Consider the following 22867-nt stretch of genomic DNA (forward strand, 5'->3'; position numbering starts at 1 on the left):
CCCCGGGTAGGGGTACGACGGGAGTGGGTGCGATGGCGCGATGGGCCGAGCGGATCGAGTCGGCGAAATCCTGGGGACGCCGGCGGGTCGAACACTGGCGGGTCCGCAGGCCGTTCGTCGACCACTGGATCAGGGCCCTGCAGCGCTACCAGGTCCAGTCGGGCGACCGGCTGGCCGGCGCGGTCACCTACTTCGCGTTCCTGTCGTTCTTCCCGCTGATCGCGCTGTCGTACGCGGTGCTCGGGTTCGTGATGGCCAACGACGCCGCGATGACGAAGGCGCTGGAGCGGGCCATCGAGGAGCGGTTGCCGGGCATCTCCAGCACGCTCGACATAGCGGCCATCGGCAGCGACAAGGAGGTCGCCGGGCTCATCGGTCTGCTCGGCCTGCTCTACGCCGGTCTCGGCTCGATCGACGCGTTGCGCGGCGCGCTGCGTGAGATCTCGATGACCTCGAACCCGCCGCTCAACTTCGTCCTCGGCAAGCTGCGCGACCTGGCCGCGCTCGTCCTGTTCGGGGTGACGCTGATCTCGTCGGTGGCGGTCGCCGGGTTCGCCACCACGGCCACCAACGCGGTCATGAACTTCATGTTCGACAGCACGCCGGTGGTCAACTTCGTGCTGCGGGTGACCGGCATCGTGGCGAGCGTGTCGGCGGACTGGCTGCTGTTCGTGATCATGCTGGCCTGGGTGGCCAGGATCGGGCAGCCGTTCTGGGTGCTGGCCAAGGGCGCCCTGCTCGGGGCCGTCGGGTTCGGCGTGCTCAAGCAGGCCGCCACGCTGCTGCTCGGGCACACGCTCAGCAACAACGGCCTGTACGGCACGTTCGCCGTCATCGTCGGGCTGCTGATCTGGATCAACTTCTCGGCCCGGCTGGTGCTCCTGTCGGCGGCCTGGACGGCGACGGCCGGGTTCGGGCCGCCGCCGGCGCCGTCACCCATCCCGTCCAACGGCGACTCGAACGGCCACGCCGACGGCCACTCGAACGGCCACTCGACCGGCGGGAGCCCGAGCTCAGCGGCGTGAGCGGCGGCGGATGCCGTAGCCCAGCCACAGCAGCCCGAACAGCAGCCCGCCGCCGATCACGATGGCGCCCACCGTGCGGGTCGAGTCGGTCTGCTTGGAGGCGGCCGTGTCGAGCAGCGGCGGCGGCTGCTGGGCCGGCGTGACCTTGGTGACCGGCGGCGCGGCACGCACGTCGGTCTGGTCGGGCAGCGGGTCGACCAGCGTGCCGACCGGCTGGGCCCGGCCGCGGGCGGCGAAGCCCCAGTCGAGCAGCGAGGCCACCTCGTCCCAGAAGTAGCCCTCGTGCCGCATGATCGAGACGATGATCGTGTGGCCGCCGCGGGTGGCCGCGCCGACGAAGCTGCCGTGGGCCTTGGACGTCCAGCCGTTCTTGACGCCGATCATGCCCTTGTACCGGAACAGCAGCTTGTTGTGGTTGCTGATCTGGTAGGTGTTCTTGGGCGCCGGGAAGTTGGCCGTCTTTGTGCTGATATATCGCCGGAAATCGGGGTTGGCGAGGCCGGCCCGGGCGATGAGCGCCAGGTCGTAGGCCGAACTGCTCTGCCCCGGCTGGTCCAGGCCGCTGGGCGTCTTGGCCACGGTGTCGTTCGCCTGCAGCCGCTTGGCCTCGGCGTTCATGTCACGCATGGTCTTGGCGACGCCGCCGTTCGCCTCGGCCAGCGCCATCGCGGCGTCGTTGCCCGACGACATCATCAGGCCCTTGAACAGGTCGTCCACCTTGTAGGTGACCTTGGGCACCAGGCCGACGGCGGTGCCCTCCTGGTTGCAGGCGTTGTGGCTGGGCCGGATCTTGCGGTTCTTGTCGAGCTTGGGGATCAGCGTGAGCGCGGTGAGTGACTTGATCGTGCTGGCCGGCAGGTACTTGCCGTGCGGGTCCTTCGCCGCGAGCACCTGACCCGTGTCGGCGTCGGCGATCACGAACGACGTAGCCTTGGTCTTGGGCGGCGCCTTGACGCCCTGGGGGAGCACCAGGCCACGGCTGCCCAGCGCCTCTCCGCCGACCGGCGTGGCCGGTGCGGCGGATGCGGTCCCGGTGGTGAGCGTGACCGCCGCGAGAAGTGCCGTGATTGGCACGATTTTGGTCCACATGGCGGTCTCAGCGTAGCTCTGTGTGAATGCCCATGTGGCGTCACATCCCCCGATGGTTCGCCTTCGATACTGGAGAGGTAGTTATGTCGCGAAAGATCGCCGGATTCCTCATCCTCCTCGGTCTGTTCATGATCGTTGAGTGGATCAACCTTGGGTTTAACTTGGCCGACGGCCATTCCACCGGCTTCTACGTCGTCCACGGCGTGCTGATCGCGGTGAACGTCGTGCTGGGGGTGGTGCTGGCGATCATCGGCTGGCGGGGGTTCAGGCGGGGGTTCAGTGGCCGCAGAGGAGTCGCCGGGTGAGCTCGTGCAACTCGTCCGCCTCTTCGCGTGAGTCGCCGATCGTGGTGAAGCCCAGCTTGCCGTGCTCGGGGACGGCGCCGAGCAGGTGGAAGACGTTGCCGGTGCGGCTCTTGGCGTCGAAGCCGATGCCGAGCCGGTCGATCGTCTCGATCACCTCGCCGGGGGCGCGGCCGCGCAGGCACGCGTCGGCGCAGTTGTCGGTGGCGGTGTAGAACTTGGGCCGGTCGCCGGACATGAGGAGCCCGGTGTCCGGGTCGTAGCTGGCGCCGGTGGTCATGACCGCGGCGCCGAACGGGTGCGTGGTGCCGCCGATCCGCAGGTTGATCTCGCAGAGCAGGGCGGCGTAGCCGGCGTCGGTCTTGAGCGCGAAGAAGTCCATCCCGAACAGGCCGACCACCCCCCGGCCCGCCAGGATCTCGGCGATCCTGGTGGCCGAGGCGCCCACCTCGGCTCGGTACTCGGGCGCGGCGGGGAACGTGCAGCCCTGGTAGACGTCCTGGTTGGCGCCGCCCAGCAGCTGGTCGTGGGTGGCCAGCACCTCGGCGTGACCGCCGGGCGTGATCTTGGCCAGCGCGCTGGGGTAGTACAGCGGCCGGTGCTCGATGAACTCCTCGACCACCGCGCCGCGTTCGCGGATCTTGCCGGAGAAGCTGGTCCAGTTCTCGCCCGCGGCCGAGAATCTGGTCAGCGACCTGTCGGCCTTGGTGACGATGGCGTTGCCCAGGCCGGAGTAGCCGTCGTTCAGCTTGACGATCACCCGCTCGCCGGGCAGGGAGTCGATGGCCTCGTCGATCTCGACCAGCGTGCGGATGTCGCTGTACCCGCGCGCCATGGGCACGCCGGCCTCCCTGCCGACCTCGCGGGAACCGCTCTTGGAGCCGTAATACGACAGGGACGTGGCGGGGCCGTAGATGGGGACGTTGAGTAGCGAGGCGAGCTCCTCCTCCAGCTCGCTGAGCACGAAGGGCACCAGGAAGGCGTCCTGGCCGTCGATCGCCGAGCGTAACCGCTCCATCGCGTCGGGACGGGAGAGCAGCGTCCTGGTCAGCGGCTGGGACCAGGGGTCGTCGAGCGTGATGAGCTCCAGTCGCTTGGCGGCGTCGTCGGGGTCGGGGAGGAAGGAGAAGTAGTAGTCGATGATGTCCGGATCGATGGGCGCGGAGGAGAGGTAGACCACCTTGATCCCGGGTTGGCGAAGTGTGAGGAGCAGGAAGAGCAGGCGCTCCTCGTACGACCTGGCTCCCTTGATGCGCCGTAGTTCGTCCTGCGGAAGAGAGAGCGAGGGCACGACCACCAGGGTCCCCTCGCCCGGCTCGAAGATGCTCAACCTGGCATACTTCTCCCCGAACGGGATATTAGTGATCATATAGCGAGTGAAACACGCATTCTTCTCAAATGCAGCCAGCGTCGAAGTGTGATGACCATGACAGAAGGTGACAGGATTGGAAATGGCAGATGACGTTTGGACCTGGCGACTTCGGGTCACCATCTAATGATCCCTTGTGACTATTTCCGGACCAGGCCGATGCTCACCTAACGTGACGACCTGCGATTACGGGCATGCCGTCGACTAACTTTCGGTGTAGTTGTCGGCGCGACAGCCCAGCGGAGCGATAAAGTCGAAGCATCGCCATCGGGCTCACGGCCAACCCGCCGTGCTCGTGGACTGCACAAGTTCACCGGCTATCGATGAACGCAGAGCCCGTGCTGACGATCTCGCACACCAAACCAGTGGGTGTGGCTTTTTCGATTCACCGAGCGGCCGCTCCGACCGGGCGGGCACGCGGGACAGAGGACTTACAGGCGCCGCGACGGTGAGTAGATGGAGACGCGGCATCGGACGGGATGGTGACTTGATGCGGGGACGTGAGCTGCGGGGGGAACTCGACGCGTTCCTGGCGGAGACCGAGCAGGATCTCGTGGCGTTCCGCCGCGACCTGCACATGCACCCAGAGCTGGCCTTCGCCGAATACCGCACGACGCAGCGGCTGGCCGAGCGGCTCGAAGCCGCCGGGCTCACCCCTTCGGTACTGCCGCGCGGCACCGGGATCATCTGTGACGTGGGCAGCGGCGACGGGCCGACCGTGGCGCTGCGGGCCGACCTCGACGCGCTGCCGCTGCAGGACGAGAAGGACGTCCCGTACCGCTCGACCGTGCCGGGCGCCTGTCACGCCTGCGGCCACGACGTGCACACCACGATCCTGCTCGGCACCTCGATCTTCCTGGCCCAGCAGGCCGCGGCCGGCCTGCTGCCCGGCCGGGTCCGCCTGATCTTCCAGCCCGCCGAGGAACTGCCCGGCGGCGCGCTGGAGGTCATGGCGCAGGGCGGCATCAGCGGCGTCGACCGCATCTTCGGCCTGCACTGCGACCCGCGGCTCGACGTCGGCCAGCTCGGGCTCAGGGCCGGGCCCATCACCTCGGCCTGCGACAAGCTGGTCGTCCGGGTCTCCGGGCCCGGCGGTCACACCGCGCGTCCGCACCTGACCGCCGACCTGGTCTTCGCGCTGGCCAAGATTCTCACCGAGCTGCCCGCCGCGCTGTCGCGCCGGGTCGACCCGCGCTCGTCGCTCAGCCTGGTCTGGGGCCGGGTGGCGGCCGGGTCCGCGGCCAACGCCATCCCCGACGACGGCGTCGCCGAAGGCACGATCCGCTGCCTCGACGAGGAGGCCTGGCACGCCGCGCCCGACCTGATCAAGGCGCTGCTGGAGTCGGTGGCCGGGGCGTACGGCGTCGAGGCCGCGATGGAGTACACGCGCGGCGTGCCGCCGGTGGTCAACGACGAGGTCAGCGTGGAGATGCTGGCCGAGGCCGCGGAGCGGGCGCTGGGCGCGGGAGCCGTGGCGCCCACGCCGCAGTCGCTCGGCGGGGAGGACTTCGCCTGGTACCTGGAGTCGATCCCGGGGGCGTTCGCCCGGCTCGGCACGCGTTCGCCCGACGGCGCGATCCACGACATCCACCAGGGCACGTTCGACGTGGACGAGCGGGCGATCGGCATGGGCGTGCGCGTCATGGCCGCGACCGCGCTGACCGCCCTGTGGGGCGCGCCGCTCTCCGACCCGATGACCGCGCTGTCCAACCCCTGACCCTCGATGGGCCGCACACCGCCCGGCGTGCGGCCCACCGTCAGGTCAGAGCAGCCGGCCGAAGACGACGGGCAGCTTGAGCGCCGAGCGTCCCGGATTCACCGTGATCTCGGTGCCGGGCGGGTAGCGCAGCGTGTAGTCGAAGTCGGTCGAGATGATCACCACGCCCAGCCGGTGTCCCTTCTTGAACAGGTAGTCCTGCGGCTGGAAGTCCCAGGAGAAGGTGTACTCCTTGCCGGGACGCAGCCGTTCGGTGCGGTCGTCGCGGTGCCGGTTGCGCACGTCCAGCCAGCCCCTGGTGACGATCTTGAAGTCCGTGGTCGACGTGCCGAGCTGCCGCAGTGTCGTGCAGCCGGTGTCACCCGGGATCCCCTGGCCGTAGCAGTAGTTCTGGCCGGTCGACAGCAGCCGGCCGTCGAAACGCGTGTCCGTGCCGTAGTCCACCAGCAACGCCGTCAGGTACGGCGACGCGCCGTCCTTCAGCGAGGCCCGCAGCGAGATCGTCGGCGTGCCGGAGATCCGCACGTCGGCGGGCAGCGGATCGGTCAGGTACGCCAGCCGGTTGGGGTCGGCGGCCGGGGCCGACTCCGCCAGCTGCTCGGCGGTCCGCGTCTTCTGGTCGACGAACGACTCCCTGGGCGACAGCGGGCGCGGCAGCAGGCTCAGCCTCGATCCCGAACCCAGCCAGAGCGGCACCGGCGCGGCCCCGGGCAGCGGCCACGAGGCGTGCTGGGCCCACTGGCCGACCCCGATCTCCACGTCGGCCTGCGGCTCGCGCATGATCCCCGAGTCGATGCCGTACAGCCAGTGGTCGAACCAGCCGTGCAGCTGGCGCAGCCACTCGACGGTACGCAGGCTGAAGGGGTTCATGTGGGAGCCCTGGTGCAGCCAGATCTTGCGCGGCACGTGCCGCTTGGACAGGGCGTACCACCACTGGGCGGCCTGCTTGGTCTTGACGTTCCAGTCGTTGAGCCCGTGCACCAGGAAGACGCTGGCCTTCACCTTGCCGACGTCGTTGAGGTAGTTGCGGGCGTCCCAGAACGGGCTGTAGTCGCCGCTGATGCGGTCCTGGTCCCTGGTGAGCCCGTCCATCACCGAGCCGCACACCTCGGCGCCCCGGTCGCGGGTCAGCACGTACTTGGCCAGCACGTCGGCGTCCTCGCCCTGGAAGCCGCCGGGCGCCAGCACGCCGCCGTTGGCCCGGTAGTAGTCGTACCAGGAGGAGATCGCGGCGATGGGCACGATCGTCTCCAGGCCCTCGACGCCGGTCGAGGCGACCGCGTTGGGCAGCGTGCCGTTGTAGGAGACGCCGATCATGCCGACCTTGCCGGTCGACCAGGTGGCCTCGACCGGGTTGCCCTGGGTGTCGAAGCCCCTGGCGCGGCCGTTGAGCCAGTCGATGGCGGCCTTCGGCCCGGCCGTCTCGTTGCGGTCGCCGGTCGTCGGACAGCCGGTGGCGCGGCCGCTGCCCAGGTTCTCCACCAGGGCGATCGCGTAGCCGCGGGGCAGGAAGTAGTTGTCGTAGTAGCTGTCGAAGGGTTCGCTGGCGAGCTTGTCGTTGCTCAGCGCGAACATGGTGGGCAACGGGACGCCGTTCTCGTCCACGTCGACCGGATGGTTGGCCACGTCGTTGCCCGGCCGGTAGTACGGGCTGGCCTCCATGATGACCGGGACCTTCAGTCCCTGGTCGGTCTCCTTGGGCCGGAGGATGTCCACCGCCACCCGGTCGGCCTGGCCGTCGTTGTCGCTGTCGGTTCCCGCGACCTCGACGAAGACGGTCTGCCTGACGGCGTCGGCCCGCGAGAACACGGGCTGGGTGGCGTTGTTCTCGACCTTGATGGCCGGGTCTGCATGGGCGTGGGCGGGCGCGGTGCCGCTCAGCGCCGCGATGATGATCGCGGCCAGCGGCACGGCGAGTGCCTTCCGAGGGTGCATGCGGGCTCCGATACGAAATTTCCACCTTCGATGGGAATCTCTGCCAAGATCCACCCGTCGGCAAGGGGGCAGGGCCTACCAAAGTTGGGCAAAATTTTCCGAGCCGCCCTGCGGCGTTCTCCGTCAGATCCAGGTCACGGACGTGCCTGATGTCGATAACGGAGCGGTTGCGACCCTGTGCGCCGGTTTGGTGCGCCCTGGCCAACCAACTACCTTTCGTGCAGGTGCCGTACGTTTCTTCGCGCCTGCGATGAAGTTCGACGGCGGGGAAATGGAAGGGAGTCGACTTGCTCAGCAAGCGATTCAGCAGGGTGGCGGTCGGCTCGGTAGCCGGCGTCATGCTCATGGCGGCCGCGGCGTGTGGCGGCGGCAGCAGCAACACTGGTGGGGAAGCCACGACCAGCGCGGCGCCGGACGCCGGCGCCAGCAGCGAAGCCCCCAAGGGGGCCCTCAAGATCGGTCTCGCCTTCGACATCGGCGGCCGCGGCGACAAGTCGTTCAACGACGCCGCCTACGCGGGCCTGGAGAAGGCCAAGACCGAGCTGGGTGCGGAGATCAAGGACCTCAGCCCGGCCTCCGACGGCTCGAACCGCGGCGACCTGCTGCGCCAGCTCGCCGACGCGGGCTACAACCCGATCATCGGTGTCGGCTTCGCCTACGGCGACGACATCAAGAAGGTCGCCACGGAGAACCCGGACATTCAGTTCGCGGTCGTGGACTCGGCCTCCAACGCCCCGAACGTGACCGGCCTGCTGTTCGCCGAGGAGCAGGGCTCCTACCTGGCGGGCGTCGCGGCGGCCACCAAGGCCAAGAGCGGCCACGTCGGCTTCGTCGGCGGTGTCGAGAACGACCTGATCAAGAAGTTCCAGGCGGGCTTCGAGGCGGGCGTGAAGTCGGTCAAGGCCGACGCCAAGATCGACGTCAAGTACCTCACGCCCGACGGCGACTTCTCCGGCTTCAAGGCCCCCGACAAGGGCAAGGTCGCGGCCGAGAAGATGTTCCAGGACGGCGCGGAAATCGTCTACCACGCCTCCGGTGACTCCGGTCTGGGCGTGTTCCAGGCGGCCGCCGCGGCCGGCAAGAAGGCCATCGGCGTCGACTCCGACCAGCGCCAGACGGTCAAGGAGACCGACCTGCAGTCGGTCATCATGACCTCGATGCTCAAGCGCGTCGACGTCGGCGTGTTCGAGTTCATCAAGGCGTTCCAGGGTGGCGCCAAGGGCGGCAGCAACGTCGTCTACGACCTCAAGGTCGACGGCGTGGGCCTGTCCACCACCGGTGGCGAGATCGACGACATCAAGGACAAGATCGACGCTGCCAAGAAGGACATCGTCGACGGCAAAATCACGGTTCCGTCCAAGCCGTAATCTGGGTAGGAACGACGATTGAGGGCCCGGAGTCCCGCACTTCGGGCCTTCTGTCTTATCTGCTTGGCTTCAACAACGCCTGGCTTCAGGAAGAGGCGAAATGAGCGACCATGGGCGCTGACACCCTCGCCGCGGCGCAACCCGCCGTCGAGCTGGAGGGCATCACCAAGCGCTTCCCCGGTGTCGTCGCCAACCACGACATCCACATCACCGTCCAACCGGGGACGGTGCACGCGATCGTGGGCGAGAACGGCGCGGGCAAGTCCACCCTGATGAAGATCCTCTACGGCATGCAGAAGCCGGACGAGGGCACGATCAGGGTCAACGGCGCGGAAGTCGGCTTCCGCACGCCCAGCGACGCCATCGGCGTCGGCATCGGCATGGTTCACCAGCACTTCATGCTGGCCGACAACTTCACCGTGCTGGAGAACATCGTCCTCGGCGCGGAACCGACCAAGGGCGGCATGCTCAACGCGGCCATGGCCCGCCGCCGCATCAACGAGCTGGCCGAGACCCACGGCCTGCGGGTCGACCCCGACAAGCTGGTCGAGGACCTCGGCGTCGGCGACCGCCAGCGGGTGGAGATCCTCAAGGTGCTCTACCGCGGCGCCAGGATCCTCATCCTCGACGAGCCGACCGCGGTGCTCGTCCCGCAGGAGGTCGAGGAGCTCTTCGACAACCTGCGCGAGCTCAAGGCCGAGGGCCTGACCGTCATCTTCATCTCGCACAAGCTCGACGAGGTGCTCAGCATCGCCGACGCGATCACCGTGATCAGGCGCGGCACCACCGTCGCGAGCGTCAACCCGCGCGAGGTCAACGCCCGCCAGCTGGCCGAGCTCATGGTCGGCAGCGAGCTGCCGACGCCGGAGACCCGCGAGTCCACCGTCCGCGACACCGTCACCCTGCGCGTGTCCGGGCTGACCATGGAGGCCGACGGCTACCGCCCGGTGCCCAAGGGCACCGACCTGCGGGTGTACGCCGACAAGCTGCGCCAGGAAGGCAAGCGGCTGCTGCTCGACGACGTCACCTTCGACATCCACGCGGGCGAGATCCTCGGCATCGCGGGCGTCGAGGGCAACGGCCAGACCGAGCTGATCGAGGCCATCATGGGCCTGCGCCAGGCGCACGGCCGGATCCTGCTCGACGAGCAGGACATCAGCCAGTGGTCCACGCTCAAGCGCCGCGAGTCCGGCATCGGCTACGTCCCGGAAGACCGGCACCGCCAGGGCCTGCTGCTCGAGGCGTCGCTGTGGGAGAACCGGGTGCTCGGCCACCAGACCAGGAAGCCCGCGCGCAGCGGCATCTGGGTCAACCGGCGTGCCTCGAAGGCCGACACCGAGCGCATCATCAAGGACTACGACGTCCGCACGCCCGGCGTCGACACGCTGGCGCTGGCCCTGTCCGGCGGCAACCAGCAGAAGCTGATCGTCGGCCGCGAGATGAGCGGCGAGCCCAAGTTCCTCATCGCCGCGCACCCCACCCGGGGCGTGGACGTGGGCGCGCAGGCGGCCATCTGGGACCACCTGCGTGAGGCGCGCACGGCCGGCCTGGCCGTGCTGCTCATCTCCGCCGACCTCGACGAGCTGATCGGCCTGTCCGACACGCTCCAGGTGATCTACCGCGGGCGGCTCGTGGCCCAGCTCGATCCTTCCGACGTCACGCCCGAGCGGCTGGGCGGTTACATGACCGGCGCCATCGCCGGCAACGAGGAGACGTGATGCCCGCCGGGCTCAATCGGGCGCTGCTCACCATCGCAGGCGCCGTCGTCGCCGTCCTCCTGGCCATCGCGATCACCAGCGTGGCGATCAACATCGCGGGCAGCAACCCGGTGGACGCCTTCGCCGCCTTCTTCAACTTCGGCGCCACCGAGCGCGCGGAGTCGAACGGCATCGCGGCCTTCCTCAACCGGGCGGTGCCGCTGTTCATCGCCGGTCTGGCGGTGGCCGTCGGCTTCCGCATGAACCTCTTCAACATCGGCGTCGAGGGCCAGTACCGGCTGGCCGCCATCTGTGCGGCCTACGTGGGCTCCACGTTCAGCGCGCCCGCGCCGATCCAGATCGCGGTGATCATGGTGGTCGCCGCGGCCGTCGGCGGCCTGTACGCGCTCATCCCCGCGGTCATGAAGGTGACCAGGGGCGTGAACGAGGTCATCTCGACGATCATGCTGAACTTCATCGCGATCAACATCACCTCCTTCCTCGTGCGCGGGCCGTTCGCCGGCCAGCGGGAGGAGGGGCAGCTCACCACGACCACGCCCCCGCTGGGCGAGTCGGCCTGGTTCCCCAACCTGAACTTCATCTTCGAGTGGTCGGGCCTGGTGCCGCCCACCCGCAGCGGCGGCCTGTGGGGCTTCCTCATCGTCGCCATCGTGCTCGGCGTGGTGGTCTGGCTGGTGCTCGAACGCACCAGGTTCGGCTTCGGCGTCAAGGCCAGCGGGCTGAACGCGTCCGCCGCGGCCGCCTCTGGCGTCAACTCGAAGAAGATGATCATCGCGGCGATGGTGATGTCCGGCGCGATCGCCGGGCTCATCGGCCTGCCCGAGATCCTCGGCGACCGGCACGCGTTCAACTCCAACTTCACCGCCGGTCTGGGCTTCCTGGGCATCGCCGTGGCGCTGCTCGGCAGGAACAAGCCGGTCGGCATCGCGATCGCGGCGCTGCTGTTCGCCTTCCTCGACCGGGGCCAGGGCGCGCTGCAGGAGGCGAACGTGCCCGCCTCCGTCGTCACGATCATCCAGGGCGTCATCGTGCTGCTGGTGGTCGTACTGAACGAGGTGACCAACCGCATCGCGATCAGGATGGAAGAGCGGCGGGCCGCCCGGCAGCTCGGCACGAACACTCCCGTTGAGGTGAGCGCATGACCAGGGTCGGCAAGTACCACCTCGCGCTCGTCGCGGTCGCCGCGCTCGTGCTGCTGATGTCGCTGGTGCGGCTGGTGTCCGGCTACAACGACATCACCTCCTCGGGCACGATCGCCGCCGCGCTCGGATTCGCCGTGCCGATCGGCCTGGCCGGACTCGGCGGCCTGTGGGCCGAGCGGGCCGGCGTGGTCAACATCGGACTCGAAGGCATGATGGTGCTCGGCACCTGGTTCGCCGGCTGGGCCGGATACCAGTGGGGCCCGGTGGCCGCCCTGGTCGCCGGCATGCTCGCGGGCGCGATCGGCGGCCTGATCCACGCGGTCGCGACCGTGACGTTCGGCGTCGACCACATCATCAGCGGCGTCGCGATCAACCTGCTCGGCCCCGGCGTCACCAGGTTCCTGTCCGAGGTGCTCTACAAGCAGGGCACCCCGGCCTCCGAGGCCGGCGCGGGCATCACCACCTCGCCCGCCATCAGCTCGTCCGCGCCGGAGTGGAGCCTGCCGCTGCTGTCCAGCGGGCCCGACTGGCTCGGCTCGCTGGAGCGGACCCACTGGTTCGTCATCTCCGACGTGGCCGGCATCCTGCGCGGGCTCACGCACGACGTGAACGTGCTGGTGATCCTGGCCGTGCTGCTGCTGCCGCTGACGTACTTCGTGCTCTGGCGCACCGGCTTCGGCCTGCGGCTGCGCTCGGCGGGTGAGAACCCGTGGGCGGCCGAGTCGCTGGGCGTCAACGTCTACCTGTTCAAGTACATCGGCGTCGTCGTCTCCGGCGCGCTGGCCGGGCTCGGCGGCGTGTTCCTGGTCTTCGTCGTCGGCAAGTACGTCGAGGGCCAGAGCCAGGGCCGCGGCTTCATCGGTCTGGCCGCGATGATCTTCGGTAACTGGCGGCCTGGCGGGCTCGCGGCCGGCGCCGCGCTGTTCGGCTACGCCGACGGCCTGCAACTGCGCAGTTCGGGAGCGGTCACGTCGTTCTTCCTGTTCGGCGCGATCATGCTGCTCATCTACCTCGGATTCAAGCTGCGCGCCCTGCTCGCCTCCGGCCGGCCCGCCGAGGCGGTGGCCAGGGGCGCCAGGGACTACACCGTGATCGCGGCCGCCGGCGTGGGCATGGTCGTGCTGTTCTGGCTGTGGCTGACCGTCGACAAGCTGCCGAACGAGTTCGTCTTCATCACGCCACACGTGCTCACGCTGATCGTGCTCCTGGTGGCTTCGCAGCGACTGCGGATGCCCAAGGCCGACGGCGTGCGCTACCGCCGGGGGGAACAACATTGAGCACCGGAGTCAGCATCGACTGGGACGGCCTGCGCGCTGAGGCCACGGCCGCCATGCGCAACGCGTACGCGCCGTACTCGAAGTTCCCCGTGGGAGCCGCGGCGGTGGCCGACGACGGGCGCATCGTCACCGGCTGCAACGTCGAGAACGCCTCCTACGGGCTCGGCCTGTGTGCCGAGTGCGGGCTGGTCTCGGCGCTGCAGGCGTCGGGCGGCGGCAAGCTGGTGGCCTTCACCTGCGTCGACGGCCACGGCGAGCTGCTGATGCCGTGCGGGCGCTGCCGCCAACTCCTCTACGAGTTCGGCGGCGAGGACCTGCTGGTCGAGACCCCCGACGGGCCGAAGCGGATGGCCGAGATCCTGCCGTACGCGTTCGGCCCCGACGACCTGGCCAGGGGGCAGTGATGGACGCCATCGAGGTCATCCGCGCCAAGCGCGACGGAGCTCGCCGCGGCGAGCTGTCCACCGGCCAGATCGACTGGGTGATCGACGCCTACACGCGCGGCGAGGTCGCCGACGAGCAGATGTCGGCGCTGGCCATGGCCATTCTGCTGAACGGGATGAACCGGCGCGAGATCGCCGACTGGACCCAGGCCATGATCCGCTCGGGCGAGCGCATGGACTGGTCGATGCTCGACCGGCCGACCGCGGACAAGCACTCCACCGGCGGCGTCGGCGACAAGATCACGCTGCCGCTGGCTCCGCTGGTGGCGGCGTGCGGGGCGTACGTGCCGCAGCTGTCCGGCCGCGGGCTCGGGCACACCGGCGGCACGCTGGACAAGATGGAGTCCATCCCCGGCTGGCTGGCCTCGCTGTCCAACGACCAGATGCTGCACGTGCTGCGCGAGGCCGGGGCCGTGGTGTGCGCGGCGGGCTCGGGCCTGGCGCCCGCCGACAAGAAGCTCTACGCGCTGCGCGACGTGACCGGGACCGTCGAGTCGATCCCGCTGATCGCCTCCTCGATCATGTCCAAGAAGATCGCCGAGGGCACCGGCTCGCTGGTGCTCGACGTGAAGGTGGGCTCCGGGGCGTTCATGAAGACCACGGAGACGGCCCGCGAGCTGGCCGAGACCATGGTCGCGCTGGGCACCGACGCGGGCGTGCGCACCGTCGCGCTGCTGACCGCGATGGACCGGCCGCTCGGCCGGGCCGTGGGCAACGCGCTGGAGGTCGAGGAGTCGGTCGAGGTGCTGGCCGGCGGCGGCCCGTCCGACGTGGTCGAGCTCACCGTACGGCTGGCCAGGGAGATGCTGGAGGCGGCCGGGGTGTCCGGCAAGGACCCGGAGCGGGCGCTGAAGGACGGCTCGGCCATGGACGCCTGGCGTCGCATGATCTCCGCCCAGGGCGGCGACCCCGACGGGCTGCTGCCGCGCGCGGCCGAGACCATGGTGGTCGAGGTTCCCGAGTCCGGCGTGCTGACCAGGCTGGACGCCTACGCGGTCGGCCTGGCCGCGTGGCGGCTCGGCGCCGGCCGGGCGCGTAAGGAGGACCCGGTGTCGTTCGGCGCGGGCGTCATGCTGCACGCCAAGCCGGGTGACGTGGTGCGCGCCGGGCAGCCGCTGATGACCCTGCACGCCGACGAGACGTCCCGCTTCGAGCGGGCGCTGGAGGCGCTGGCGGGCGGCTACGAGGTGGGCCAGGCGAGCAGCGGTGACCTGCTGCCGCTGGTCATCGACCGCATCACGGCCTGAGACCGTTTCGAGTGACGGCCATCCGAGGTTCGGGTGGCCGTCTCTTCGTGTTCACGGGGGTTCCGGGTGACCCCGGCGCCGGCTAGGGCCGGGCGGCCAGGTCGCCGGAGAAGACGTCGGCGAGCACCGCGCGCTGCGTGGGCAGCGCCTCGGCGTGCCTGGCGCGCCCTTCGTCGGTGATCGACACGTACACGCCGCGCCGGTCCGCCTCGCAGACCCCGCGGATGACCAGTTCGGCCCGCTCAAGGCGGGCGACCACGCGCGACAGCGCGCTCTGGCTCAGGTGCACCTCTTCGCAGAGCTCCTGGATCCGCAGCTTTCTCTCATGATGGACGATCCGGTCGAGCACCTCGAACTCGCTCGGCCCGAGCCCGTGCTTGTCGCCGAGCTCGCGTTCGAGCGCGCACATGGCCTTCGCGTGCTTGGCCAGAACGTAGTGCCATGTTCCGACCACGAACTCCTCGTCCATGTCGCGGAGGTTACCATCTCGAGAAAACTCATGCAACGGAATTAAATGCTGTTGCATTAAATGCGGGCGCATGTATTGTTCTGACCCATGTCCTCTTCCTCATCCCGTTGGGGCGCGCTCGCCGTGCTCTGTGCAGTGATCTTCCTCGACGCCCTGGACGTCTCGATGGTCGGTGTCGCCCTGCCGGCAATCCAGCACGACCTGGGGCTCAGCACTTCGTCCCTGCAGTGGGTGGTCAGCGGTTACGTGCTCGGCTACGGCGGTCTTCTTCTGCTCGGGGGCAGGACCGCCGACCTGCTCGGGCGGCGCAGGGTGTTCCTGGTCGCGCTGGGTGTCTTCGCCGTCGCGTCGCTGCTCGGTGGCATTGTCGACGACGGCGGCCTGCTGATCGCCGCCCGTTTCGTCAAGGGCGTGGCCGCGGCGTTCACCGCGCCGGCCGCTTTGTCGATCATCACCACGACGTTTCCCGAGGGGCCGGAGCGCAACAAGGCGTTGAGCATCTTCACCGCCTGCGGCGCCAGCGGCTACTCGCTCGGTCTTGTGTTGTCCGGACTGCTGACCGAGATCGGCTGGCGCTGGACGTTGCTGATGCCGGTGCCCGTCGCGATCATCGCGCTGGTCGCCGCGCTGAAGGTGCTGCCCCGTGGCGCCGAGGAGCGCGCCGAGGGCGGTCACGACCTGCTCGGCGCCGTGCTGATCACCGCTTCGATGCTGCTGCTGGTCTTCACCGTCGTGCAGGCTCCCGAGGCCGGTTGGGCCTCGCTGCAGACGATCGGCTCGCTGGTGGCCGTCGTCGTCCTGCTCGGCCTGTTCGTCTTCACCGAGCTCAGGATGAAGCACCCGCTGGTGCGGCTGGGCATCCTGCGCTCCGGCTCGATCGTCCGGGCCAACCTGGGCCTGCTCATCCTGATGGGCTCGTACGTGGCCTTCCAGTTCGTGGCCATGCAGTACTTCCAGAACCTGCTGCACTGGTCGGCGCTCGGCACCGCCCTGGCGTTCCTGCCCGCGGGCCTGCTCGTCGCGGTCAGCTCGACCAAGATGGGTGACTTCGCCGACAGGTTCGGCACCGGCAAGCTCATCGTCATCGGCGCCGCCGCGCTGGCCGGCGGGTACGCCATGTTCCTGGGCATCGACGAGACGCCGAGCCTGTGGGGCCTGGTGGTCCCGGGCATGCTGCTCATGGGCGTGGCGTTCGCGCTGTCGTTCCCGTCGCTGAACATCCAGGCCACCAACGGCGTGGACGACGACGAGCAGGGCCTGGCCTCCGGCCTGCTCAACACCTCCGGCCAGGTGGGCGGCGCGATCGTGCTCGCCGTGGTCACCGCCGTGCTCACCTCCGGCTCGGAGGGGACGCTGACCATCGGCGCGCTGCGCTCGGCCATCGTGGTGGCGCTGGTCCTGGCCGTGATCGGGCTGGGCGTCGCGCTCACCGGGGTCCGCGACCGCAAGGCCGTGGCCGCCGAGGAGGAGCCGGTCAAGGTGTACGAGACCGTCTGATCCGATCGACGCGAAGGGCCCCTCGTCCCGGGGGCCCTTCGCCATGGGGGCGGTATGTCGGTGTTCGCGGTGGTTTCTGGATCGTGGGAGGTCAGAAGGGCCTTGCCGATCGGCTGGAGTGTCGCTTGGGTGACACCGGGGTAGGGCATCATCGGGACATGCGTCCGTCACACGCGTCCGGGAGGGCGACGCGATCGCTCGCCGGACTCCTCGTCTGCCTGCCCGTCTGCCTGGCCGCGGCGACCGCCTGCGGCGCGGCCCAGCCCACCGGTCAGGCCACCAGCACCGCGGTCCCGTCGGCGGAACCGTCCCCGAGCCAGCCCGCCGGCACCAGCAGCCCCGGCGGCACGCCCGGGCCTGGCGAGTCGCCGCCCGCCGACCAGTCGCCACCCGCGCAGCCCGCGCCCACCGGCACCGCCGAGGTGGACGTCGAACGCGAAGGCATGGAACCCGCCCTGGTCACCGGCGTGCGTTACGCCACGCACCCCGCCTACGACCGGATCGTGGTGGACCTCAAGGACGGCATGCCCGGATACAGCGTGGAATGGGTGGACGAACTCGTCCAGGACGGCTCGGGCAAGCCACTCGGCGTGAACGCCGGCGCGTACCTGCAGATCACGCTCACCCCCGCCAACGCGCACACCCAGAAGGGCGACCCCACCTGGAAGGGCGGGCCGATCTTCCATGCCGGCCTGGCCAACGTCGACAGCGTGGTCAAGACCGGCGATTTCGAAGGCCGGGTGGGCGTGGGCCTCGCGCTCGACCGGCGGGCCGGGTTCCGGGTGTCCGAGCAGCGCGACCCGTACCGACTGGTCATCGACGTGGCACACTGAGCAGCGTGGTGAGGAAGATCGAAGGCCCGACGCGCATTCCGGTCCCGGGCGGCAAGCTGATCGACGAGCACGTGGGCCGCGTGAACAGCGGCGACGAGGGCGTCTCCATCGCGCACATGACCGCGCCCGCGGGGTGGGAGGAGCCGGCCCAGACCCCCTCCTTCACCGAGTACACGCTGGTGCTGCGCGGCACCGTGATCGTGGAGCACGACGAGGGCACGCTGGAGGTCGGCGCGGGCCAGTCGGTCGTCACGTCGCCGGGGGAGAGGGTGCGCTACCGCGTCGGCCCCGAGGGCGCCGAATACGTGGCGGTCTGCCTGCCCGCGTTCTCGCCGGAGAGCGCCAACCGCGGCTGAACGGGCGCGCCAGTGCAGGTCTTCCATCGGCCTGCCTGCCTTACCATGGCGAGATGAGCCCCACGCTTGACGAGATCCGCCGGGTTCCCAAGGTGCTGTTGCACGATCATCTCGACGGCGGCCTGCGCGCCGAGACGATCGTCGAGCTGGCCCGGGAGATCGGCTACGAACGCCTGCCCAGCACCGACCCCGACAACCTGCGGGCGTGGTTCGAGGAGGCGTCGGACTCCGGGTCGCTGGTGCGCTACCTGGAGACGTTCGACCACACGGTCGCCGTCATGCAGACGCGCGAGTCGCTGATCAGGGTCGCCGCCGAGTGCGCCCGCGACCTGGCCGACGACGGCGTCGTCTACGCCGAGGTCCGCTTCGCGCCCGAGCAGCACACCACCATGGGGCTCAGCCTCGACCAGGTGGTCGAAGCCGTGCTCGAAGGGTTCACCCAGGGCTCGGCCGGCCCCGACGGGCGGCCGCGCATCCGCGTCGGCACGCTGCTGACCGCCATGCGGCACCAGGCCAGGTCCATGGAGATCGCCGAGCTGGCCGTGCGCTACCGCGACGTCGGCGTGGTGGGCTTCGACATCGCCGGGGCCGAGGCGGGCTACCCGCCCACCAGGCACCTCGACGCCTTCGAATACCTGCAGCGGGAGAACGCGCACTTCACCATCCACGCCGGTGAGGCGTTCGGGCTGCCGTCGATCTGGCAGGCCATCCAGTGGTGCGGTGCCGACCGGCTCGGCCACGGCGTGCGCATCATCGACGACATCACCGTCGCCGACGACGGCACCGCCAAGCTCGGCCGGCTGGCCGCGTACGTGCGCGACAAGCGCATCCCGCTGGAGATGTGCCCCACCTCCAACCTGCAGACCGGGGCCGCAGACTCCATCGCCGAGCACCCGATCGGGCTGCTGCGCCGCCTCTACTTCCGGGTCACGGTCAACACCGACAATCGGCTGATGAGCTCGACCAGCGTGTCGCAGGAGTTCCACAAGCTGGTCGAGGCGTTCGGCTACGGCTGGGACGACCTGCAGTGGTTCACGGTCAACGCGATGAAGTCCGCGTTCATCCCGTTCGACGAGCGGCTCGCGCTGATCAACGGTGTGATCAAGCCCGGGTTCGCGCAGATCAAGTGGCAGCCGTGAAACAGACATTCCGCTCCAAGACCGCGTTCGTCCTCGGCTGGGTCTGGGTCGCGTTCGCCGCGATCAACCTGTGGGACCTGATCGCCCGCTACAACGGCAAGCCGTCGCTGGTCGCGCTCGCGGTCCTGGGCGTGCTGACCGCCGTGATCTACGTGCTGGCGCTGCGCCCCGTCACCAAGTTCACCGGGGACGAACTGGTCGGGCGCAACCCGTTCCGCACCACGCTGGTGCCGTGGGCGGCGATCAAGGACGTCACGGTCTCACACTCGATCAACGTCGAGTACGACGACTCCGTCCTGCGCCTGTGGACCCCGATGAGCAGCGCGCGCGAGCGGGCCAAGTCCCAGCGCAAGGGCATGCCGGGCCGGCGCGGCAGGTTCGGCGCCAAGCAGGCGATGACCAAGGAAGAGGAGATCGCCGCCACCGCGTTCGCCGGCAAGACCCACGCCGACTGGGTGGGCGAGCAGATCATGAGCCGCGCCGAGTCCGCCCGCAGCCGCCGCGAGGAGCAGGACACCGGCGTCCGCACGGTGTGGGCCTACGACTCCATCGGGGTGCTGCTCGCCGCGCTCGCGCTGGTGGTCGTCGCCGTCGTGGCGCCCTAGCGCCGGCGCTTGACCCTGACACGGTGTGAGCCCCTAGACCTGGAGCCGACATGTTCAGCATCGGAGATTTCGCCAGGCTGGGGCTCGTGTCCGTGCGGATGTTGCGGCACTACGACGCCATCGGGCTGCTGCGTCCCGCGCACGTCGACCCGGTCACGGGGTATCGCTCGTACCAGGCCGCGCAGCTCTCCCGGCTCAACCGCATCGTCGCGATCAAGGACCTCGGCTTCACGCTGGAGCAGGTCAGGACGATCCTCGACGAGAAGGTGAGCACCGAGGAACTGCACGGCATGGTACGCATGCGCCGCGCCCAGCTCGAAGCCCAGATCGACGCCGACCTGGCCAGGCTGCGCGGCGTCGAGGCGAGACTCCGGTCCATCGAGACGGAGGGGCACATGAAGACGGCCGAAGTGGTGGTCAAGAAGGTGAGCCCGGTGTGGGTGGCCGAGCTCAGCGCCCGCGCGGCCAGCTACGACGGCGAGGACGTCGGCCCGGTCATCCAGCCCCTCTACCAGGAGCTCTGCGAGCGGCTGGAGACGGCGCAGACCCGCGTCACCGGGCCAGGCATCGCCTACTACGTGGCCGAGGACGACGGCTCGGTCATGGTGCACGCCTCGCTGCCGGTCTCGGCCGAGCCGGGCGGCGGCCACGACTTCGAGCTGGTCGCCCTGCCCGGCGTCGAGACCGCGGCCACGCTCATCCACCACGGCCCGATGGAGGACGTCGGCCACACCTTCCAGGCGCTGGCGCACTGGATCGAGGAGAACGGCTACCGCGCGCTCAACCTGGCCAGGGAGGTGTACCTGCACTGCCCGGAGAACAAGGACGAATGGGTGACAGAGCTACAGATCGAGGTGACCAGGCCGGCGAGTTCGAGCGGCACCGGGTCGAACTGACCGGATACTGCTACCGCATGCTCGGCTCGGGTTTCGAGGCCGAGGACGCGGTGCAGGAGACGTTCGTCCGGGCCTGGCGGACCTACGACCCCGATCGCGGGGCGCTGCGGCCCTGGCTGTTCCACCTGGCCACCAACATCTGCCTGGATATGCTGCGTACGCCGCAGCGCCGGGCCAGGGCGATGGATCTGGCCCCGGCCGCGGTCCCGGGCGCCGGGCTGGGCGAGCCGCTGCCCGAGCACCGCTGGATCCTGCCGGTGCCCGACGGCCACGTGCTGCTCGCCGACCCGGCCGAGCTGGCGGTGGCGCGGGAGAGCGTGCGGCTGGCGTTCGTGGCGGCGCTGCAATTCCTGCCGCCGCGGCAGCGGGCCGTGCTGATCCTGCGCGACGTGCTGCGCTGGAGCGCGGCCGAGGTGGCCGAGCTGATCGGCGGCAGCGTGGCGGCGGTCAACAGCGCGCTGCAGCGGGCCAGGGCCGCCCTGCCGACAGCCCTGCCGGCCGCGCGTCCGCGTGACGACGACGTGGACCCCGGGCTGCTGGCCCGCTACGTGGACGCGTTCGAGCGCTACGACATCGACACGCTGATCAAGTTGCTGCACGAGGACGCCACCTCGTCGATGCCGCCGTTCACCTGGTGGCTGGCGGGCCGGGCGGACATCCGCCGCGTCATGCTCGCGGCCGGCGCGCCCTGCGAGGGCTCCCGCCTGCTGGCGACCAGGGCGAACGGGTCGCCGGCCTTCGGGCAGTACCTCGACGGGGAGCCGTTCGCCCTGGTGATCCTGGACGTCTCGGACGGCCTCATCTCCGACATCACCACCTATCTCGACCCCGGATTGTTCCCCTGTTTCGGATTGCCGATGAGTTTCGGCGCCCGGCTTCGTAGAGAGCAGTGAAGGAGGACAACATGCCAGAAATCGTGGAATTTCCTGACCGTCCATACATCGCGGTGCGCAAGGCCATCACCATGACCACCTTCGGGGAGGTCGGCGACAGGATCGGCGAGCTGATCGGCCTGCTGGCCGAGCGCGGCGTCGCGCTCGCCGGCCCGCCGTTCTTCCGCTACCACTCCATCGACATGGCCGAGGACCGGCTGGACGTGGAGGCGGGCGTGCCGGTCGCGGCGCCCGTGGACGTCGAGGGCGACATCGTGACCGGGACGCTCCCGGCCGGCCGATACGCCACGACCGGCCACCACGGCCACCCCGACCAGTTGATCGGCGCCATCGAGTCGTTTCGGAAGTGGGCCGCCGACCAGGGGCTCACCTGGGACATGACCGAGGACGGCGGCACCGAGCACTGGGGGTGCAGGCTGGAGCTCTACCCGACCGACCCTCGGGTCGAGCCCGACCTGAACAACTGGGACATCGACCTGCAGTTCCGGCTCAAGTAACGCGAGCGGGCACGTGGGCCTCACCCCGGGGTGGGGTCCACGTCCGTTCGCGGGGGCCGGCCTTCGAGCTTGGCGAACACCCGCAGTGCCTGCGCGTCGGAGTAGGTGGCCGTCACGTACTCGGCGACCCACTCCTCGATCTCCGGGAAGCCGCTGGCCGCCACCAGCCGCGCGCCCACCTCGGCCGCGTCGAGCGGGGTGCGCCGCAGCGTGACGGCCCCCGTGTCGCCGTCGAGCAGCGCCCAGTGCGCGCCCGTGGTGCCGTACGGCATGCCGACGGAACCCGGGTTGACCAGCAGGACGCGGTCGGCGAGCCGGGCGAAGGGCATGTGCGTGTTGCCCATGACCATCGTGTCGGCGCCGAGCCCGGCCAGCACCTCCGACCAGCGCTCCAGCGAGCTGTCGACCAGCACCACCTCCTCGTCGCTGCGCGGCGTGCCGTGCACGAACGCGGTGACGCCGAGCCGCCCGAGGTCGAGGACCTGACGGGTGGGCAGGGCGGCGAGCAGATCGAGCTGGTCGGGCCGGAGCTCGCGGGCCGCCCAGCCCGAGACGGCGATCCGCGGCGGTCGGCCCGCCGCCGTCTCCACCATCTCGCGATCGGCGTTGCCGCGCACCCACAGCGCCCGGTCGCCCAGCGCGGTGAGCGCGTCGAGCGTCTCGACCGGCATCGGGCCGGCGGCCAGGTCGCCGGTGAGCGCGATCAGGTCGGCGGCGGCCACGTCGGGCTCGGCGAGCACGGCTTCGAGTGCGGGCAGGACTCCGTGTACGTCGGACAGGACGGCGACCTTCATGCCACCACTCTGACCGGGGGAACGCGCCCCCGCATCCCCGTTCGCGCCCGACGTAACGACTGTTTCACGGGCTACTTCTTGGGGCCGCCGGCCTGCTGGTCCTGGGGCGGGCCGCCGGGCGGGTCCTGCTGTCCGCCGTGCCCCTTGCCGTCCGCCTGGCCCGGCGGTTCCTTGGTCTGGCCGGGCGGCGTGTGCGCGGGCTTCGTGGCAGGAGGCGGCGTGGCAGGAGACCGGGTCACCGTCGGGCGGGTCGGGGC

22 protein-coding genes and 1 pseudogene are annotated in these 22867 nt (G+C 69.8%); 17 read left to right on the forward strand and 6 right to left on the reverse strand.

The annotated features are described in order from the left end of the window. The first annotated feature begins 32 nt into the window (after positions 1 to 32). Positions 33 to 1025, forward strand: a complete 993-nt coding sequence (locus HII36_RS10490; protein WP_173522910.1) for a YihY/virulence factor BrkB family protein — start codon at positions 33 to 35, stop codon at positions 1023 to 1025. On the opposite strand, the gene HII36_RS10495 is transcribed toward HII36_RS10490, so the two are convergent. Further along, positions 1014 to 2099 carry a D-alanyl-D-alanine carboxypeptidase family protein gene (locus tag HII36_RS10495; protein WP_328807675.1) on the reverse strand — a complete coding sequence of 362 codons (1086 nt, stop codon included), beginning with the start codon at positions 2097 to 2099 and terminating at the stop codon, positions 1014 to 1016. The genes HII36_RS10490 and HII36_RS10495 overlap by 12 nt on opposite strands. A 98-nt stretch (positions 2100 to 2197) precedes the next feature. Between HII36_RS10495 and HII36_RS10500 the strand changes: the two genes are divergently transcribed. After that, positions 2198 to 2419, forward strand: coding sequence for an SCO4848 family membrane protein (locus tag HII36_RS10500; protein WP_236003363.1), 222 nt, complete (start codon positions 2198 to 2200; stop codon positions 2417 to 2419). On the opposite strand, the gene HII36_RS10505 is transcribed toward HII36_RS10500, so the two are convergent. Further along, positions 2391 to 3746, reverse strand: a complete 1356-nt coding sequence (locus HII36_RS10505) for a peptide ligase PGM1-related protein (protein ID WP_236003364.1) — start codon at positions 3744 to 3746, stop codon at positions 2391 to 2393. The two genes, HII36_RS10500 and HII36_RS10505, sit on opposite strands and share 29 nt — an antisense overlap. Before the next feature lie 529 nt (positions 3747 to 4275). Here HII36_RS10505 and HII36_RS10510 point away from each other — a divergent pair. Beyond that, positions 4276 to 5502 carry a M20 family metallopeptidase gene (locus tag HII36_RS10510; RefSeq protein WP_173522914.1) on the forward strand — a complete coding sequence of 409 codons (1227 nt, stop codon included), beginning with the start codon at positions 4276 to 4278 and terminating at the stop codon, positions 5500 to 5502. Positions 5503 to 5547: 45 nt separating this feature from the next. Here HII36_RS10510 and HII36_RS10515 read toward each other — a convergent pair whose 3' ends face one another. Continuing rightward, on the reverse strand, positions 5548 to 7437 hold the full coding sequence (locus HII36_RS10515; RefSeq protein ID WP_173522915.1) for a Xaa-Pro dipeptidyl-peptidase: 1890 nt from the start codon (positions 7435 to 7437) through the stop codon (positions 5548 to 5550). A 287-nt stretch (positions 7438 to 7724) separates the two neighbouring features. On the opposite strand from HII36_RS10515, the gene HII36_RS10520 reads away from it, so the two are divergent. The 6 genes from HII36_RS10520 to HII36_RS10545 all read left to right on the forward strand — a co-directional run bounded on the left by HII36_RS10520 (position 7725) and on the right by HII36_RS10545 (position 14631). Next, positions 7725 to 8804 (forward strand): BMP family lipoprotein, encoded by a 1080-nt coding sequence (locus tag HII36_RS10520; protein ID WP_173522916.1) that lies wholly within the window; start codon positions 7725 to 7727, stop codon positions 8802 to 8804. A 110-nt stretch (positions 8805 to 8914) separates the two neighbouring features. After that, positions 8915 to 10522, forward strand: coding sequence for an ABC transporter ATP-binding protein (locus HII36_RS10525; protein ID WP_173522917.1), 1608 nt, complete (start codon positions 8915 to 8917; stop codon positions 10520 to 10522). Then, on the forward strand, positions 10522 to 11664 hold the full coding sequence (locus HII36_RS10530) for an ABC transporter permease (RefSeq protein WP_173522918.1): 1143 nt from the start codon (positions 10522 to 10524) through the stop codon (positions 11662 to 11664). The genes HII36_RS10525 and HII36_RS10530 overlap by 1 nt, the downstream gene beginning before the upstream one ends. Then, on the forward strand, positions 11661 to 12941 hold the full coding sequence (locus tag HII36_RS10535) for an ABC transporter permease (protein WP_173522919.1): 1281 nt from the start codon (positions 11661 to 11663) through the stop codon (positions 12939 to 12941). The genes HII36_RS10530 and HII36_RS10535 overlap by 4 nt, the downstream gene beginning before the upstream one ends. Beyond that, entirely contained in the window at positions 12938 to 13345 is a 408-nt protein-coding gene (locus tag HII36_RS10540) for a cytidine deaminase (RefSeq protein WP_173522920.1), read from the forward strand. Before HII36_RS10535 ends, HII36_RS10540 begins: the two co-directional genes overlap by 4 nt. Further along, the gene (locus HII36_RS10545) at positions 13345 to 14631 is read left to right on the forward strand and encodes a thymidine phosphorylase (protein ID WP_173522921.1); all 1287 of its coding nucleotides are present in this window, start codon (positions 13345 to 13347) and stop codon (positions 14629 to 14631) included. Before HII36_RS10540 ends, HII36_RS10545 begins: the two co-directional genes overlap by 1 nt. 82 nt (positions 14632 to 14713) lie before the next feature. Here the strand turns inward: HII36_RS10545 and HII36_RS10550 are convergent, their stop codons facing one another. Further along, positions 14714 to 15100 carry a MarR family winged helix-turn-helix transcriptional regulator gene (locus tag HII36_RS10550; RefSeq protein WP_173522922.1) on the reverse strand — a complete coding sequence of 129 codons (387 nt, stop codon included), beginning with the start codon at positions 15098 to 15100 and terminating at the stop codon, positions 14714 to 14716. Positions 15101 to 15187: 87 nt separating this feature from the next. Here HII36_RS10550 and HII36_RS10555 point away from each other — a divergent pair, with 87 nt between their 5' ends. The 8 genes from HII36_RS10555 to HII36_RS10590 all read left to right on the forward strand — a co-directional run bounded on the left by HII36_RS10555 (position 15188) and on the right by HII36_RS10590 (position 21816). Next, positions 15188 to 16597: an MFS transporter gene (locus HII36_RS10555; RefSeq protein WP_173522923.1), complete on the forward strand. Its 1410-nt coding sequence runs from the start codon at positions 15188 to 15190 to the stop codon at positions 16595 to 16597. Positions 16598 to 16755: 158 nt separating this feature from the next. Then, positions 16756 to 17430 (forward strand): AMIN-like domain-containing (lipo)protein, encoded by a 675-nt coding sequence (locus HII36_RS10560; RefSeq protein WP_173522924.1) that lies wholly within the window; start codon positions 16756 to 16758, stop codon positions 17428 to 17430. A 5-nt stretch (positions 17431 to 17435) separates the two neighbouring features. Then, on the forward strand, positions 17436 to 17786 hold the full coding sequence (locus tag HII36_RS10565; protein WP_173522925.1) for a cupin domain-containing protein: 351 nt from the start codon (positions 17436 to 17438) through the stop codon (positions 17784 to 17786). Positions 17787 to 17839: 53 nt separating this feature from the next. Continuing rightward, positions 17840 to 18925 (forward strand): adenosine deaminase, encoded by a 1086-nt coding sequence (locus tag HII36_RS10570; RefSeq protein ID WP_173522926.1) that lies wholly within the window; start codon positions 17840 to 17842, stop codon positions 18923 to 18925. Next, entirely contained in the window at positions 18922 to 19530 is a 609-nt protein-coding gene (locus tag HII36_RS10575) for a hypothetical protein (protein ID WP_173522927.1), read from the forward strand. Before HII36_RS10570 ends, HII36_RS10575 begins: the two co-directional genes overlap by 4 nt. A gap of 50 nt (positions 19531 to 19580) precedes the next feature. Then, positions 19581 to 20426: a MerR family transcriptional regulator gene (locus tag HII36_RS10580; RefSeq protein ID WP_173522928.1), complete on the forward strand. Its 846-nt coding sequence runs from the start codon at positions 19581 to 19583 to the stop codon at positions 20424 to 20426. After that, a complete protein-coding gene (locus HII36_RS10585) occupies positions 20360 to 21319 on the forward strand; it encodes a sigma-70 family RNA polymerase sigma factor (RefSeq protein ID WP_173522929.1) in 960 nt (319 codons plus the stop codon). Before HII36_RS10580 ends, HII36_RS10585 begins: the two co-directional genes overlap by 67 nt. A gap of 11 nt (positions 21320 to 21330) precedes the next feature. Then, entirely contained in the window at positions 21331 to 21816 is a 486-nt protein-coding gene (locus HII36_RS10590) for a GyrI-like domain-containing protein (RefSeq protein WP_173522930.1), read from the forward strand. A gap of 20 nt (positions 21817 to 21836) precedes the next feature. On the opposite strand, the gene HII36_RS10595 is transcribed toward HII36_RS10590, so the two are convergent. Continuing rightward, positions 21837 to 22610, reverse strand: coding sequence for a metallophosphoesterase family protein (locus HII36_RS10595; RefSeq protein WP_173522931.1), 774 nt, complete (start codon positions 22608 to 22610; stop codon positions 21837 to 21839). 71 nt (positions 22611 to 22681) lie between these two features. After that, a pseudogene (locus HII36_RS56475) lies at positions 22682 to 22867 on the reverse strand (hypothetical protein); the annotation flags it as partial.

The sequence above is a fragment of the Nonomuraea antri genome (assembly GCF_013283785.1).
GTDB lineage: Bacteria > Actinomycetota > Actinomycetes > Streptosporangiales > Streptosporangiaceae > Nonomuraea > Nonomuraea antri.